Below are 13,657 nucleotides of genomic sequence, written 5' to 3'. Positions count from 1 at the left end.
GTGGATATTCATGAAAGACCGTTCAATGCCAGTTTGTTTTACATCTGAACAATATGCAAAAATTGAACAGATTGCAAAGCAAAAGGGAATGTTAAACGCAGGCCAGCTTCTAGAAGAAGCATTGGAACAATAAATCCGAGAACTAGCGTTCTCAATTCCTTTCCTTTATGATAACTATTTAATGTATTTAGTGATATTCAATACCATGAACTTGTTTTCACGAAAACCCATCATCTGCACCATTTGTAAGAAAGAGTCTGCCCACAAGAATAAGCCAAAGAGTGAGTGGAAGATAGAGGGCTCACTGTGTGGAGATTGCTATGTTTCCCAGATGAAAAAGTTCTACGAACAGAGCCTGAGACAGAAATGTGTCATATGTGGAATAGAAAAAGACGTTCCTGATTTGTGGGAGCCACGATACCAGTGGGACATGACGGGGTTATTATGCAAGCCTTGTTTTGATAAAAAAGATCTTACCTACAAGAGTCAGAGGTCAAATTGCCAAACATGTGGAAAAAAACTTGGCATGATAAGGTACACACCCAAAAAAAAATGGGTGCTTGACGGACAACTGTGTCGGGAATGTTGGGACTCTCACAAGGCAAAGTTGGGCTAGATGAATATTTTTAAAAAATTCAAGTGTGATTTATGCGGTACAAAATTTAGACAGCAGGAATACTTGATGTTACACCAGCAGTTGCATCATTGTGACAAGCATTACGATTGTAAAGAATGTAACAAGTTTTTTTCAAGCATGGAAGAGATGAGAACACACATGCAACGCGCCCACAGCTATAATGGGACTAGAGATGTCTAGAATGCCTTGATTGTTTTTACTACTGGTGGTCTGACCTTTGTAAATACTCTAAAACCACAAATACATTTTATTTCTGGTAATCTTGTAAGTTCGGATTGTGATACTTGAGTTCCACAACGCATGCATGAGTAAAAAACACTAAAGCTAGTAGGTTTTTCTTCTGCAGGTATTTCTTGAATTGGTTCAGACATTTTTATCACTATTTCAAAGTAAGTTCGATATATACATCGTTTGGAATTTTAATTCTCATGAGTTGTCTTATTGCTCTGTCGTCTGCACCAAGGTCTATGACTCGTCTGTGTATTCGCATTTCCCATTTTTCATATGTGTTTGTGCCTTGACCACATGGCGATTTTCGTGTAACAACGTTTAATGTTTTTACTGGCAATGGTGTCGGACCTTTTACTTTGACACCTGTCTTTTCACCTATACCTTTGATTTCAGTACATACCCCATCTAGCCTTAAAAGACTAGTACTTGTCAATTTGATTCGGGCTGTCTGGGTCATTCAAGTCCCTATTTGGTGTATTTCTCAGTTATCTCTTTAACAATTCCTGCTGCAATTGTTGCACCCATGTCTCTGAGAGCAAATCTTCCCATTTCTGGAAATTCTCCGAATGTCTCAATACACAACGGTCTAACTGGTTTTATTCTGACAATTGCTGAATCTCCGGCTTTCAAGAATTTGGGATTCTCTTCCTCAATCGCACCAGATTGTGGATTTATTTTTGCTTCAAAAGCGACTATTGTTGCTGCAACCTGAGCAGTATGTGCATGCATTACTGGTGTATATCCGGGTGCAATTGCTGTTGGATGATGAATAACTATGATTTGTGCTCTGAATTCTTTTGCTACGTTTGGTGGATTGTCAGATGTTCCGATGACGTCTCCTCGGTGGATGTCTTTCTTTTCAATACCTCTCAAATTGAATCCAATGTTATCACCTGGTTCTGCAGATGGCATTTCTGTATGATGTGTTTCAATAGATTTGATTTCGCCCACCGCACCTGATGGCATGACGATGATCTTCTGACCAGGTTTTGCAACACCTGTTTCAACACGTCCTACTGGGACGGTACCAACACCTGTGATTGTATATACGTCTTGTATTGGAATTCTAAGTGGTTTACCTGTGGGTTTGTCAGGCATTGTAAAGTCGTCAAATGCTTCAAATAGTGTTTTGCCTGTCCACCATGGCATATTTGCTGATTTCTTGACCAAGTTGTCTCCTTTCCAACCTGACACAGGGATGATTGCGACCTTGTCGAGTTTGTAACCTACTGACTTTAATAATTTCTCTGCCTTTTCCTTGGCTACTTTGTATGCAGCTTCTGAGAAATTACTGTCATCCATTTTGTTAATTGCTACTACTAATTGTCCTACACCTAATGTTCTAAGTAAGAAAGCATGTTCTCTTGCTTGTCCACCTGGTGCGGTTGCAGTATCGGTTTCACCTTCTTTGGCAGATAAGACTAGAACTGCACAGTCTGCCTCTGAGGCTCCTGTAATCATGTTTTTGATAAAGTCTCTATGACCTGGTGCGTCAATTAATGTAAAGAAGTACTTTGGCGATTCAAATTTCTGAAATGCTAAATCTATAGTGATACCTCTTTCTCTTTCATCTTTGATATTGTCCATGACCCATGCATATTTGAAAGTGTCACCTTTTCCGGTCTTCTCGGATTCGGCTGCATGTGCTGCAATTGTTCTTTCATCTACTAATCCTAGTTCCATTAAAAAGTGACCCATGGTTGTAGATTTTCCGTTATCAATATGTCCTACGACAATCATGTTCAAGTGAGGTTTTCTTGATGCTGCAGTGCTCATGTTGGATGTTACTTGAGAAGGGCTTTATTAGCATTTTCATTTTTTGATTTTTTTCCGGTCAAAAATTGAATTATTTTCTGACTCGATCATCATGATCAAATTTTTTCACATGGTATAAATCGAACTATTTCATCACAATGAATAATGAAAATCACAGTAACAGTAATCAAAGCTGATGTTGGCGGAATCGGCGGACATACAAGACCAAGCGATGGTCTACTAAACGCTGTAAAAAATCTTGTAAAGCCACAAGTAAGAAAAGACGGTAAAGGACTCTTGATTGATTCCTACATTGGGTATTGTGGAGATGACATACATATTGTTATGACTCACACTAAAGGCGTTAATAATTCTCAAGTCCATGGACTAGCATGGCGCGCATTTGAGGCTGCAACTCGCGTAGCAAAAAGTGAAGGACTTTACGGCGCAGGCCAAGACTTGCTGAAGGATTCATTTTCTGGAAATGTAAAAGGCATGGGGCCAGGCGTTGCAGAGATGACATTTGATGAAAGACCTAATGAAGCATTTACGATTTATGCAGCAGATAAAACGGAACCCGGAGCATTCAACTATCCATTCTACAGAATGTTTGTTGATGCCCTATCCAATACGGGTTTGATTGTAAACCAGAATTTGGCAAGAGGTGTTAGAATTTCAGTAATGGATGTAGAAAAGGGTAAAGTAGCTACATTGGAAATGTGGCAAGACAAACCCACATTGGAAGCAGCTCTAATGTATCCAGGAAGATATGTCATATCCACTGTAACTACCAAGGATAATCAACCAATATTGGCAGCATCTACTGATAGGCTGCATAATATTGCGGGAACCTATGTTGGAAAAGACGATCCAATTTGCATAGTGCGAACCCAGAAAGATTTTCCGGCAACAGAAGAGGCAGGATCTGCATTTAACAATCCTCATCTAGTAGCAGGAAATACCCGAGGTAGTCATCACATGCCATTGATGCCAGTGAAAATCAATTCTCCCGCAAGCATCAACTATGCCATTCCAATAGTATCAGCACTTGTATTTTCAATGCATAATGGAATTTTGACAGGTCCTATAGATGGATTCGGAACTGAAGACTGGGATTATGTTAGAAATGTAGCGATGAGACGAGCTGTTGCAATTAGAAGTCAAGGGTTTGTTCATCCTGCAACTTTAGTTCCAGACGAATTGGAATACGGGGTGGGCTACAAGGCAAGAATGAGTGTCTTGTGGAGTAGGATGAGACCAATTCCAGGATCGTTACAGAATACAAAACATGGACAAAAGCAAAATTCTGGAAATAAACAGGGTAACAGACCACAACAGGGTAACAGACCACAACAGGGTAACAGACCACAACAGGGTAACAGACCACAACAGGGTAACAGACCACAACAGGGACAACAAAGACCTCAAGGTCAGAGACCTCCACAACATGGTCAGAGACCTCAAGGACAAAGATCAGGTCAGAAACCACAGCAGGGACAACACCCACAACAAAAACAGCAATCAAAGCCACAGACCGTACCATCTACTGAAAAAACTATAAAACCATCTACAGAAGTCAAGGTAAAGAAACCACGTGCACCACGAAAAAAGAAAACTGAAACTGTTGCTACAATAAAACCAACAGAAAGCACGATTTCAACAACTGAGACACCAAAGACAGAGACTAGTACATCATCCTAGGTATTTTCTCTCCAGTTCTCTTTTCATTTTTATAAAATACAATTTTTATTATCTGTTTTTTTATGGTATTTCAATGACAAAGAAAATACAAATTTTGATCATAGGTCATAATCAGAACGGAATTACCCCTAAGACTGAAAAAATTGCATATGAGACAGGCATGGAAGTTGCAAAATCAGGAGCTGTCCTAATTACGGGCGGATTGGAAGGAGTAATGAAGGCTGCATCTCACGGTGCAAAAGATGGAGGAGGTATCACAGTAGGAATTATTCCACAAAACGAACCTTCTCCTGCAAATGAATATTGTGATATTGTCATTCCAAGTGGGATGGGTTTGGCAAGGGATTTTCTAAATGCGCTTTCTGGGGACGGGGTCATAATAATCGGTGGAGGAGCTGGGACATTATCTGAGACATGTGCAGCATATATGCACAACAAACCAATTGTTGCGATAAAAAACAGTGGTGGCATTGCAGAAAAGTATGCGGATACATATCTTGATCACAGAAAAAACGTCTTGATAACAGGTGTATCATCACCAAAAGAAGCAGTCAAGGTACTTCTTGAAAAAATTAATTCTGTTTGAATGATAACAAATACTGGTCTGGCTCATAGAACTTGTTTTCTTTTGCCAGTTTTTGTAATTCATGTACAATGTTTTGCATACCAAATTGTTTTGCGGTATCAAACAATGGTTTTTTGAGTCCCATTCCAAGTGACAACGCTTTTTCAATTTCTGGAACATCACTTGCCTGGTTTGTAACAAGCCATGCAGCGTTGTTTAGTATGTTTCCTAGCAATTGTATAGGGTTGAATTTCTTTGCCATATCTTCTGTCAGATTTATTCTTTCATACTTGTCTCCAGAATACTTGTAAAAACCTTCACCGCTTTTCTGTCCTAGTTTCTTTTCGTTGTATAATTTTTCAATCAACGGATGTGGATGGACTACTTTTTTGTCACGTGAATGCATCTCAAGTGTAGCTTTGTAGATCACATCCATGCCAGTAAAGTCAGCAAGTTCAAATATTCCCATTGGAAAATGAAGAGAAAATTTCACTGCAGAATCAATCTCTTCTTTTGTTGCACCTGTCCTATCCATGGCGTAGGCAGCTTCGTGGACTAATGGAATGAACAATCTGTTTACAATAAACCCAGGCACATCTTTTTTACACAAGACTGGTTCCTTTGCGACTGATTTTACAAAATTAATTGTTGTATCTACTAGATCTTTCGATGTCTTTTGTCCTGGAATAACTTCAACTAGTTTCATCAATTGCGGCGGGTTGAAGAAATGAATCCCGATGAATCTTTCTGGCCTAGATGTCGTGCTTGCAATCTCAGTTATAGGTAAAGTACTGGTGTTTGATGCAAACATTGTCTTTTGTTGCGCAACTTTATCAACTTCGGAATAAACTTTTTTCTTCAAATCCATTATTTCAGGTACTACTTCAATCATCAAATCACAGTCTTTTAATGCCTCAGCCAAATCTACTATCGGCATAATTCTTGCAAGAATTTCTTTTCCCTGATCTTCCGTAATTTTTTGTTTCGACACTAGTTTGTCAAGTGACCACTTGATCTTTTCCATTGCTTTATCAAGAAATTGTTTTTCAATATCTCTAAGAACTACGTTGTATCCTGCCATTGCAGAAACTTGGGCAATCCCATGACCCATTATACCAGAACCCAAAACTGTAATATTTTTTATTATCATGTGTACTGGTTTGAATCACATCTATTTGTAAGTTTTCGACATTGTAGTACATGTAAGAAATGCAATTTGCATTTAAATATTTAACTTGAAAAACTATCTTGTGTATTGTCTGAACAGTTCTGTTCATGAGATATTCATATTTGAAAAGCAGATGCTGGAAATATTAAAAAGTTTGAACTATAGACCATCTATAATTTCTTTGATATGTGTAGGGATTTCTGGCAACTCACCAATGTGACTGATGTTATTCTGTAATACATCAGGGCCAATTCTTCGTACTCTTTGTGTCCCAATCAGTGTTGCGATGCCTCTATCAATGTCCTTCTGAGGTAATACTGCCTTTAATTTTTCAAGTAGAGTGTTTTCATCCTCATATTTTGAAATGGCATGCTGAAGGAGTACTAATTTGTCATCACTTGACAGTTCACTCATAGTTGTTATTACTTGGCCTTGATAAAAAATCTTGTTAGTGCCTAAAAACATCAAACATGTAGGAGTTAGTCTAACTGATACTAATCTTAAAAATGCAGATCTTGACAATATCGTAGTTATTAACGCAAACCTCTCAGATACAGATTTACAAAATACGGGCAGGAGGGTTGCAAAATTGGAAAAAGCATGCGGTTTGCATTCTAGATGATTTGATAATCTAAAGAATATTCTTATCCGAGTACGAGTCGTTTACTGTATGACAAAATATGACCGGCTCAAAACATCAGACATAATTGTTGAAGGTCTACTCAGGTGGGGAGTAGAGGTAATTTTCGGATTACCGGGAGATGGAATCAACGGGGTAATTGAAGCATTGAGACGTCATCAAGATAAGATAAAATTCATTCTAGTAAGACATGAAGAATCAGCTGCCTTTATGGCATGTGCATATGCCAAATATACGGGCAAACTTGGAGTCTGTGTAGCTACATCAGGACCAGGTGCAACTCATCTGCTAACTGGATTATATGATGCAAAAGCGGATGGCGTTCCAGTACTTGCAATTACAGGAAACACATATTCTGATACGATGGGAACAAAATATCAACAAGATGTAAATCTGTTACAACTATTTTCAGATGTTACAATTTACAACAATATGATCAACAGTCCAGAACATGTCGAGTCTGTAATTGATATTGCATGTAGAAGTGCATTGGCACTAAGGGGTGTAAGTCACATAACCATTCCAATAGATACACAAGAGAGAAAACTTGAAGGCAGATACACCAGACATAATGTTGGAGGCCATACTGCTCACCTTCTTTCTCCAACAACAGCAGCAAGAATTCCCGATATGGTTTTACTTGAAAAGGCGGCAGAGATTTTGAACGCAGGCAATAAAATAGTTTTGTTAGTAGGACAAGGAGCCCTTGGTGCAGGAGATCAAGTAATTGAAGTTGCAAAAAAACTTTCAGCACCTGTAGTCAAAGCACTTCTTGGCAAGGCAGTCATACCTGACGATAATATGTACAGCATAGGAGGTCTTGGGTTACTTGGCACTGAACCTGCAAGTGATGCAATGGATGAAGCGGACACCTTGTTGATGATCGGAACCTCATTTCCATACATGGAGTATCTTCCAAAGCCCGGAAATGCAAGAGGAGTTCAAATTGATTTATTTCCTGAAAAAATCGGGCTCAGATACCCAGTAGAAGTTGGTCTTGTCGGCGATGCAAAACGTACTCTTGACAAGATATTGCCATTACTACATCAAAAAGATGACAAGTTTCTAAAATCAAAACAAGTGTCCATGAAGAAATGGAATAGTCTCATTCATTCTTCAGATCCTCTGGCTGAACCAATAAAACCACAGTTAATTGCAACAGCAGTCTCAGATGAATTGGAAGATAATGCGATAATTTCAGTAGACAGTGGAACTAATACCATCTGGGCAGCACGTTACATCAATATCAGAGAAGGAATGAAATTTTCCCTTTCTGGAACTCTTTCAACAATGGCATGTGGTTTGCCATATGCAATAGCATCTCAAATTGCATTTCCTGACAGGCAATCTGTAGCTTTTGTGGGGGACGGAGGATTTACAATGTTGATGGGAGAATTTGCTACTGCAGTGAAATATAATCTACCGATTAAAGTCATCATCATAAAAAATAATATTCTTGGAATGATCAGGTGGGAGCAATTGGCATTTCTTGGGAATCCTGAATATGGTGTAGAATTTTCTCCAATTGATTTTGTCAAGTTCGCAGAGGCATGTGGTGGAAAAGGGTATTCAATAAAAAAACCCCACGAGATTAAGAAAGTAATGCATGAAGCAATGTCACAAAATGCACCAACCATAATAGAGGCATACGTAGATCCCTTTGAACCACCTATGCCGCCAAAGATGGACATTAAATTAGTAAGCAAGATGACAAAATCTTTTGCAAAAGGTGAACCATATGCAAAGAGGATAGGGCTAACAATCTTTAGGAATCAGATACATGAAACATTAAGAAAGATTCACCCTGATGACAAAAAAGACAATTAGGTGCAAGTATATTTTCTGCATTTGTACATAAAATTTTACTATGCATGTCAGATTGTATACTCCAAAATTAAGCCAGATGACAAACTAGTGGAATTTTTGCATAACACTTGCAATTAAAAAAATATTCTGTAGTTTATCAGCACATGGAAGATTTTGGTAAAAAGATTAGCTCTTTGATTTTTTCATTATTTCATCCCACAAAACCTTTGGTACAGGCATTGCAGAAAGACGAGAGTTTCTGACAAGTTCCCAGTCTTTGAATTTCATATCATTTTTGATCTCATCCAGAGTAACAGGCCTCTTGAGCTTGTCTGATGCCTTTACATCAAACACTATGAACCGTTTGTCAGACTCTTTTGGATTCGGATATGGATTTGTCATGATATCTACTATTCCAACTGCTTGTTTCTCATCACCTGTATGATAAAAAATCGCCTTGTCACCCTTTTTCACACTGCGCATGTGTTTTAATGCCAAGTTGTTATGAACACCATCCCAGACTGTCTTTTTTTCCTTTGCTAGTCTGTCAAAATTGTATACAGTCGGTTCTTGTTTTAAAAGCCAATAATTCATTGATTTTATACAAATTTCTAATTTTATAGATTTTTCTCGGCAATGTGGTTATAGTTAAGAGATAATGTTTTGATCCGTGTTTTTAATTACAACAACTGGATACCATGTGCTCTTCGGTGAACCAGTAACTCTTCCTGACTGGATAATGCATACCCGCACATCTCACACCTGAAAAAGCCAAAATCTTCTAGCTGTACTTCTTTAGACAGGAGTAGATTTTCAGAATCTATCTTGCGTATCTTGTAATCTAGTCTGTTTGTCTCCTTGAGAAAATGAACTAGAATATGATCTATGTCATTTTCATTTACCACTATCATGGATTTGTCTGCCTTTGCACTAAAACCATGACTCTTGAGATAAGTTTCAAGTTCTTGTGCCACTGTGTCATCACCTGCACAGTCAACGTACGTCATACTATCATGATATAATGGCATGGTTGACAATATGTTTGTTGTATCCATTCATGACCAGTCAATGTGGCATGATTATTTCAAGTATGAAATGGCAAAACTTGGGAATCATCTGAAAACAACCATTTTATACTAAATCACAATTGATTTCATCATATCCTCTGACATTACATCTTATCACCATCATGTTAGATGGATGTGAAAATAATCAAGAGTATGCCTTGTGTACATAACACCATTTCCAAGCATAGTTTGGCAGTGCAACCATTACCGGATGTCCAGTTTTTTTAAAATGACTTGTTGCATGCATTCCAGGGGATGAATCACAACATCCTACATGACCACATGATAAACAAAGACGTAGTGCCACCCAATCGGTGCCCCCTTTTTCACACTCTTCGCATCCCTCAGTATTTTGAGAAACGGTATTTGGTACGCCGTCATAGTGCACACATTTTTTGTCAGTCATTTCTCAACTGCAAATAGCGCCATGGTAAAATAATTTTTCTTGTCATTCCACATGTGCACAAGCCTGAATCCAGTCCTTTTTGTCATCTTTTTGATTTGTGATGTGGTGTACTTGTGAGAGTATTCCGTATGAATCAATTCGTCTTTTTTGAATTTCAAAAACAAATCAATGACAGGCATAAAGACATGCTGTTTTGTAAGTGATTTTAGATACATTTCGATTCTCCTGTGTTTTTTATTAAAGACTGCCACATGTTTGAACTTTGTCAAGTCAAAGTTTGCACCAAATTCCTTGTTCAAACGTAACAAGAGATTACAATTGAAATCTGCTGTGATACCCGAGGAATCATTGTATGCCGATTCTAGTATTTTTACATCCTTTACCAAGTCAAGGCCAAGTAACAACATGTCGCCAACACTCATAGACTCATGGATTTTTTCTAAAAACTCCATTCCCTCTTTTGGGCTAAAGTTTCCCATACTAGATCCCAAAAATGCAACAAGTTTTTTTGTGTGATCTAACGTCCTGATAAATTCAAGCCCGGTTTCATAATTATCAATTATTCCAGTTATCTTCAGATTCTCATATTCATCGTGCAGATTAATTGAGCTGTCCTTTAGGATGTCTGAAATATCAACTGGGTAATACTCTACATCTTTTTGTTTACACGTCAAAATTTCCAAAAGTTTACGTGTCTTGACAGACGAACCACTTCCAAGTTCTACCAGAGCAAAGTTGTCTGCAAGATATTCTGACAGATCAGATTTTATTTCATCTAGTATTTCAAACTCGGTTCTTGTAAGGTAGTATTCCGGCAAATCGCATATTTTTTCAAAGGTCTCTGAGCCTACATCATCGTAGAAAAACTTGGATGAGATAAACTTCTTTTTCTGTGACAAGCTAAATGCTATTTCTTGAGCCATGGTAGAGTTTGTCATAACTTTTGGTTTAAAGTAGCAAAACCGTGGAGTTACTGCAACTTTTTCATAATTATCAATCTCCATCTGCTGCTTTCTAATCATATGTCTTCCACACACCGAAACCCTGCAAACATCCACCGCTCATCAGGCCTGAAAAAGTTTCTATAACTGTTCTTGATTTGATACCTAGGAGTGGCAAACGAAGAACCACGAAGTACCTTTTGATTTGAAAACCACTTGTCATTATATTCTGCAAATCCAGACTGGAATCCTGGATAGCCTACAAAATCCGAAGTTGTCCATTCCCAAACATCCCCCATCATCTGGTGTATTCCGTAATGGCTTTTCCCAGACGGATATGAACCAATTTCAACAGGTCCCCAGATGTATGACTCTAACAAGTTTGCATGATTTTCAGATATGGGTTCATTACCCCATGGATACAGTGTCTTTCTCTGTTTTTGCTCATTCCACGAAGCGGCTTTTTCCCATTCTGCCTCTGTCGGCAATCTCTTTCCTGCCCACTTGCAATACGCATATGCTTCATAGTATGAAACGTTACAAACAGGCTCGTTGAGGTTAATCGGCACCTTGCCTCTGAAATCATGCCTTGTCCACAGGTCACCGTCTTTCTCCCAATACATAGGTGCATTCCAATTATTTTTCTTGACCTGATCCCATCCATCTGCAAGCCAAAATCTAAAATCTTCATACCCTCCCGAGTCCATGAATTTCAAATAATCTCCATTTGTAATTGGGAACACATCGATACTATACTGGTTCAGATACGTTTTATGTTCTGGAAGTTCAATGTCATAACAAAAATCATCTCCGCCATACCCAAGATCGTACAGTCCGCCAGAAATCTTGACAGAATTTTTTTCAATAGAAAACGGTTTTGGGGCAACATGGTGTTTTACGGGTCGGTATGCACTTGCAAGTAAATGTTGCAAGTCATATACTAAAAGTTCCTGGTGTTGACATTCGTGATTAAATGCAAGATTGAACATATAATCAAGATTATAGTCTGCAATGTGATTTTGCAAAAATTCTTCGACCCGCTTGTTTATAATGTCAAAATATTGCAGTGTCTCATTAACTGTCGGTCTTGACATTATTCCACGCCTTGTCTTTTCGTGTGGTGTACCAAGAGCCTGATAGTATGAATTTAGGATCTTGGAATATTCTTGAGAATAAAATTCGTAACTTGGATTCATCTTACTCATTATTACCTCATAGAACCATGTTACGTGTCCCAAATGCCATTTCGGTGGGCTCATAAATGTGGCAGTCTGTACTACAAAGTCTTCTTTTTCAAGTGTCGTTACCAGCTCAAGTGTTTGTGCGCGAGTTTTTTTAAACTGTTCTGATAAAAACATCATGTCATGATTTTCTTGGGCCGCTGTCATGATAACATTATGAAAAAATACTATATTAGTGATCTTCCAAATTTTTCCTGATTTTATTTAGGTCTTTTGCATCATGTACAAGTTTTATTTTTGTAACCACGGTCATTGTAAATCACTGATGGATTCTCCGTGTCGTACATAGCCAAAAGAAATCCAGTCATCTACTATGATGAGTGGTTCATAATGTGCTTGTTCTAGTCCCTTCTTTTTGTTTACAACCCTACGTGTACACCATTTTTTTACCAGAAAAATCATTAGTCGTTTTATCATATGAATGCCATTATCACCCTAGAATAAAACCAATTCCATACAATTATTCTAAAGTATTTTTTGGCATACGTCATACGTGAACAAATACGGCAATAATTACCAAATCCAGTAAATAGTCGGCATTGTATTCATATCAATTAGATAATCCTCTTAAACCCCTAGTTGGATTTAAAATAGTAGATTTTGGATTTAGAAAAATTCACCGAAGATGTCTATACAGTTACTGAGAAACTAACTCGTGATCAGACGCCTGAAATAAAATCAAAGACAAATTTTGTAAGGGAACGATTAATTGAGTTGTACAAAAAAAACGTGGTCAAGATCAATCATTCAGTATTGGAGATAATCTGTGCCTCAAACTTGATATCTCGTGGCTATGCCGTAGATGTTGAAAAGCAACTCTCAAACATTCTAGTCTGTGATGTGTTTGCAACAAAAGGAGATGGTACACTTATTTTAGAAATAGAAACAGGGTTTACACCGCCAGACCATGCACTAGATACTATTGATTATTATGTCGCAAGAATATCAAGTAAGATTGCAAGATATAGTAAACATTGTTCCAAGTTTGCACTAGCTACACCAGTTGTTGGGATTTTGCCAGTCCCGAAATTATTCTTGAAACCTCCAAAGGATAGAAAGTCAGAAGAAGTCCAAAAGATAAAATTACTAGTAGACAGGTTTTATAAAAATCCGCCAATTGAACCAGAAGACATCCTAAATGCTCATCTGCATTCGATATATCTGATAAACATAGACAAAGGTTTTGCAAAACAGTTAGACCCGTATACCTATCTTGAATTAACTGGAAAACTACAAGATGCAAGTGAACTTGACCTGTAAGGGAAAATTTCAATAAACTGTTTTAACACATTGACACTATTGCTCAAAAATGCCAGATGCCCTATTTGCAGACAAAAATTTGCAGAACATTCAGAACTACAAGAGCAGATTTGCAGGATCATAATGTTAAAAGAGTTCGCTGGAAACTGTCTTGGCTTTGACATAGAAAAATGGACAAAAGACTCCTAGTCAACAGATGTCAAAAACAGTCTTTTTTGAAACAAGTTTGCTGACCTAGT

General features: G+C 37.9%; 18 protein-coding genes and 1 pseudogene. 8 read left to right on the top strand and 11 right to left on the bottom strand.

Annotated elements, in window-relative coordinates:
- Positions 1–10: 10 nt before the first annotated feature.
- The 3 genes from BQ3481_RS11840 (at position 11) to BQ3481_RS11945 (ending at position 817) form a co-directional block, all read left to right on the top strand.
- Positions 11–133 carry a hypothetical protein gene (locus BQ3481_RS11840; protein ID WP_255408331.1) on the top strand — a complete coding sequence of 41 codons (123 nt, stop codon included), beginning with the start codon at positions 11–13 and terminating at the stop codon, positions 131–133.
- A 72-nt stretch (positions 134–205) separates the two neighbouring features.
- Positions 206–616 (top strand): hypothetical protein, encoded by a 411-nt coding sequence (locus BQ3481_RS02790; RefSeq protein WP_157926874.1) that lies wholly within the window; start codon positions 206–208, stop codon positions 614–616.
- Positions 617–817: a C2H2-type zinc finger protein gene (locus tag BQ3481_RS11945; protein ID WP_157926873.1), complete on the top strand. Its 201-nt coding sequence runs from the start codon at positions 617–619 to the stop codon at positions 815–817.
- On the opposite strand, the gene BQ3481_RS02780 is transcribed toward BQ3481_RS11945, so the two are convergent.
- Genes BQ3481_RS02780 through tuf form a run of 3 tightly spaced genes read right to left on the bottom strand, consistent with a single transcriptional unit; the run spans position 814 to position 2,644 of the window.
- The gene (locus BQ3481_RS02780) at positions 814–1,008 is read right to left on the bottom strand and encodes an RNA polymerase Rbp10 (RefSeq protein ID WP_157926872.1); all 195 of its coding nucleotides are present in this window, start codon (positions 1,006–1,008) and stop codon (positions 814–816) included. The two genes, BQ3481_RS11945 and BQ3481_RS02780, sit on opposite strands and share 4 nt — an antisense overlap.
- Before the next feature lie 8 nt (positions 1,009–1,016).
- Positions 1,017–1,325 carry a 30S ribosomal protein S10 gene (rpsJ, locus tag BQ3481_RS02775; RefSeq protein ID WP_148693870.1) on the bottom strand — a complete coding sequence of 103 codons (309 nt, stop codon included), beginning with the start codon at positions 1,323–1,325 and terminating at the stop codon, positions 1,017–1,019.
- 8 nt (positions 1,326–1,333) lie between these two features.
- Complete coding sequence (gene tuf / locus BQ3481_RS02770) at positions 1,334–2,644, bottom strand: translation elongation factor EF-1 subunit alpha (protein ID WP_157926871.1); 1,311 nt, start codon at positions 2,642–2,644, stop codon at positions 1,334–1,336.
- A 144-nt stretch (positions 2,645–2,788) separates the two neighbouring features.
- Between tuf and BQ3481_RS02765 the strand changes: the two are divergent.
- Both BQ3481_RS02765 and BQ3481_RS02760 read left to right on the top strand, forming a co-directional pair.
- Positions 2,789–3,928: pseudogene (locus BQ3481_RS02765) on the top strand (fructose 1,6-bisphosphatase); the annotation flags it as partial.
- Between the two features lie 469 nt (positions 3,929–4,397).
- The gene (locus tag BQ3481_RS02760) at positions 4,398–4,910 is read left to right on the top strand and encodes a TIGR00725 family protein (RefSeq protein WP_157926870.1); all 513 of its coding nucleotides are present in this window, start codon (positions 4,398–4,400) and stop codon (positions 4,908–4,910) included.
- Here the strand turns inward: BQ3481_RS02760 and BQ3481_RS02755 are convergent.
- Both BQ3481_RS02755 and BQ3481_RS02750 read right to left on the bottom strand, forming a co-directional pair.
- Positions 4,897–6,039, bottom strand: a complete 1,143-nt coding sequence (locus BQ3481_RS02755; RefSeq protein WP_157926869.1) for a 3-hydroxyacyl-CoA dehydrogenase family protein — start codon at positions 6,037–6,039, stop codon at positions 4,897–4,899. The two genes, BQ3481_RS02760 and BQ3481_RS02755, sit on opposite strands and share 14 nt — an antisense overlap.
- A gap of 177 nt (positions 6,040–6,216) precedes the next feature.
- Positions 6,217–6,471 (bottom strand): hypothetical protein, encoded by a 255-nt coding sequence (locus BQ3481_RS02750; RefSeq protein ID WP_157926868.1) that lies wholly within the window; start codon positions 6,469–6,471, stop codon positions 6,217–6,219.
- A 37-nt stretch (positions 6,472–6,508) separates the two neighbouring features.
- Between BQ3481_RS02750 and BQ3481_RS02745 the strand changes: the two genes are divergently transcribed.
- Positions 6,509–6,679, top strand: a complete 171-nt coding sequence (locus BQ3481_RS02745) for a pentapeptide repeat-containing protein (RefSeq protein WP_231911893.1) — start codon at positions 6,509–6,511, stop codon at positions 6,677–6,679.
- Positions 6,680–6,727: 48 nt separating this feature from the next.
- Positions 6,728–8,524, top strand: a complete 1,797-nt coding sequence (locus tag BQ3481_RS02740; RefSeq protein WP_157926866.1) for a thiamine pyrophosphate-dependent enzyme — start codon at positions 6,728–6,730, stop codon at positions 8,522–8,524.
- A 165-nt stretch (positions 8,525–8,689) separates the two neighbouring features.
- Here the strand turns inward: BQ3481_RS02740 and BQ3481_RS02735 are convergent, their stop codons facing one another.
- The 6 genes from BQ3481_RS02735 to BQ3481_RS02710 all read right to left on the bottom strand — a co-directional run bounded on the left by BQ3481_RS02735 (position 8,690) and on the right by BQ3481_RS02710 (position 12,575).
- On the bottom strand, positions 8,690–9,097 hold the full coding sequence (locus BQ3481_RS02735; protein WP_157926865.1) for an EVE domain-containing protein: 408 nt from the start codon (positions 9,095–9,097) through the stop codon (positions 8,690–8,692).
- An 86-nt stretch (positions 9,098–9,183) separates the two neighbouring features.
- Entirely contained in the window at positions 9,184–9,558 is a 375-nt protein-coding gene (locus BQ3481_RS02730) for a hypothetical protein (protein ID WP_157926864.1), read from the bottom strand.
- A gap of 157 nt (positions 9,559–9,715) precedes the next feature.
- Positions 9,716–9,976 carry a UBP-type zinc finger domain-containing protein gene (locus BQ3481_RS02725; RefSeq protein ID WP_157926863.1) on the bottom strand — a complete coding sequence of 87 codons (261 nt, stop codon included), beginning with the start codon at positions 9,974–9,976 and terminating at the stop codon, positions 9,716–9,718.
- Entirely contained in the window at positions 9,973–10,998 is a 1,026-nt protein-coding gene (egtD, locus tag BQ3481_RS02720; protein ID WP_231911844.1) for an L-histidine N(alpha)-methyltransferase, read from the bottom strand. The genes BQ3481_RS02725 and egtD overlap by 4 nt, the downstream gene beginning before the upstream one ends.
- A complete protein-coding gene (egtB, locus tag BQ3481_RS02715) occupies positions 10,995–12,305 on the bottom strand; it encodes an ergothioneine biosynthesis protein EgtB (protein WP_157926862.1) in 1,311 nt (436 codons plus the stop codon). Before egtB ends, egtD begins: the two co-directional genes overlap by 4 nt.
- 102 nt (positions 12,306–12,407) lie before the next feature.
- Positions 12,408–12,575 carry a hypothetical protein gene (locus tag BQ3481_RS02710; RefSeq protein ID WP_157926861.1) on the bottom strand — a complete coding sequence of 56 codons (168 nt, stop codon included), beginning with the start codon at positions 12,573–12,575 and terminating at the stop codon, positions 12,408–12,410.
- A 183-nt stretch (positions 12,576–12,758) separates the two neighbouring features.
- Here BQ3481_RS02710 and BQ3481_RS02705 point away from each other — a divergent pair, with 183 nt between their 5' ends.
- Positions 12,759–13,418 (top strand): hypothetical protein, encoded by a 660-nt coding sequence (locus tag BQ3481_RS02705; protein ID WP_157926860.1) that lies wholly within the window; start codon positions 12,759–12,761, stop codon positions 13,416–13,418.
- Positions 13,419–13,657: the final 239 nt, after the last annotated feature.

Origin of the sequence: Candidatus Nitrosotalea okcheonensis (assembly GCF_900177045.1) — an archaeon.
Classification (GTDB): domain Archaea; phylum Thermoproteota; class Nitrososphaeria; order Nitrososphaerales; family Nitrosopumilaceae; genus Nitrosotalea; species Nitrosotalea okcheonensis.
Note: the sequence above shows the minus strand (reverse complement) of the source record. Positions and strands in the feature narration are given on the sequence as shown.

What these genes read in the sequence shown, in the direction of transcription:
- BQ3481_RS02780 (WP_157926872.1), bottom strand. Translation starts at nt 1,008, where the DNA reads ATGTCTGAACCAATTCAAGAAATACCTGCAGAAGAAAAACCTACTAGC.
- BQ3481_RS02750 (WP_157926868.1), bottom strand. Translation starts at nt 6,471, where the DNA reads ATGAGTGAACTGTCAAGTGATGACAAATTAGTACTCCTTCAGCATGCC.
- BQ3481_RS02760 (WP_157926870.1), top strand. Translation starts at nt 4,398, where the DNA reads ATGACAAAGAAAATACAAATTTTGATCATAGGTCATAATCAGAACGGA.
- BQ3481_RS02725 (WP_157926863.1), bottom strand. Translation starts at nt 9,976, where the DNA reads ATGACTGACAAAAAATGTGTGCACTATGACGGCGTACCAAATACCGTT.
- BQ3481_RS02730 (WP_157926864.1), bottom strand. Translation starts at nt 9,558, where the DNA reads ATGGATACAACAAACATATTGTCAACCATGCCATTATATCATGATAGT.
- egtD (WP_231911844.1), bottom strand. Translation starts at nt 10,998, where the DNA reads ATGATTAGAAAGCAGCAGATGGAGATTGATAATTATGAAAAAGTTGCA.
- BQ3481_RS02710 (WP_157926861.1), bottom strand. Translation starts at nt 12,575, where the DNA reads ATGATAAAACGACTAATGATTTTTCTGGTAAAAAAATGGTGTACACGT.
- BQ3481_RS02755 (WP_157926869.1), bottom strand. Translation starts at nt 6,039, where the DNA reads ATGATAATAAAAAATATTACAGTTTTGGGTTCTGGTATAATGGGTCAT.
- rpsJ (WP_148693870.1), bottom strand. Translation starts at nt 1,325, where the DNA reads ATGACCCAGACAGCCCGAATCAAATTGACAAGTACTAGTCTTTTAAGG.
- tuf (WP_157926871.1), bottom strand. Translation starts at nt 2,644, where the DNA reads ATGAGCACTGCAGCATCAAGAAAACCTCACTTGAACATGATTGTCGTA.
- BQ3481_RS02790 (WP_157926874.1), top strand. Translation starts at nt 206, where the DNA reads ATGAACTTGTTTTCACGAAAACCCATCATCTGCACCATTTGTAAGAAA.
- BQ3481_RS02740 (WP_157926866.1), top strand. Translation starts at nt 6,728, where the DNA reads ATGACAAAATATGACCGGCTCAAAACATCAGACATAATTGTTGAAGGT.
- egtB (WP_157926862.1), bottom strand. Translation starts at nt 12,305, where the DNA reads ATGACAGCGGCCCAAGAAAATCATGACATGATGTTTTTATCAGAACAG.
- BQ3481_RS11945 (WP_157926873.1), top strand. Translation starts at nt 617, where the DNA reads ATGAATATTTTTAAAAAATTCAAGTGTGATTTATGCGGTACAAAATTT.
- BQ3481_RS11840 (WP_255408331.1), top strand. Translation starts at nt 11, where the DNA reads ATGAAAGACCGTTCAATGCCAGTTTGTTTTACATCTGAACAATATGCA.
- BQ3481_RS02735 (WP_157926865.1), bottom strand. Translation starts at nt 9,097, where the DNA reads ATGAATTATTGGCTTTTAAAACAAGAACCGACTGTATACAATTTTGAC.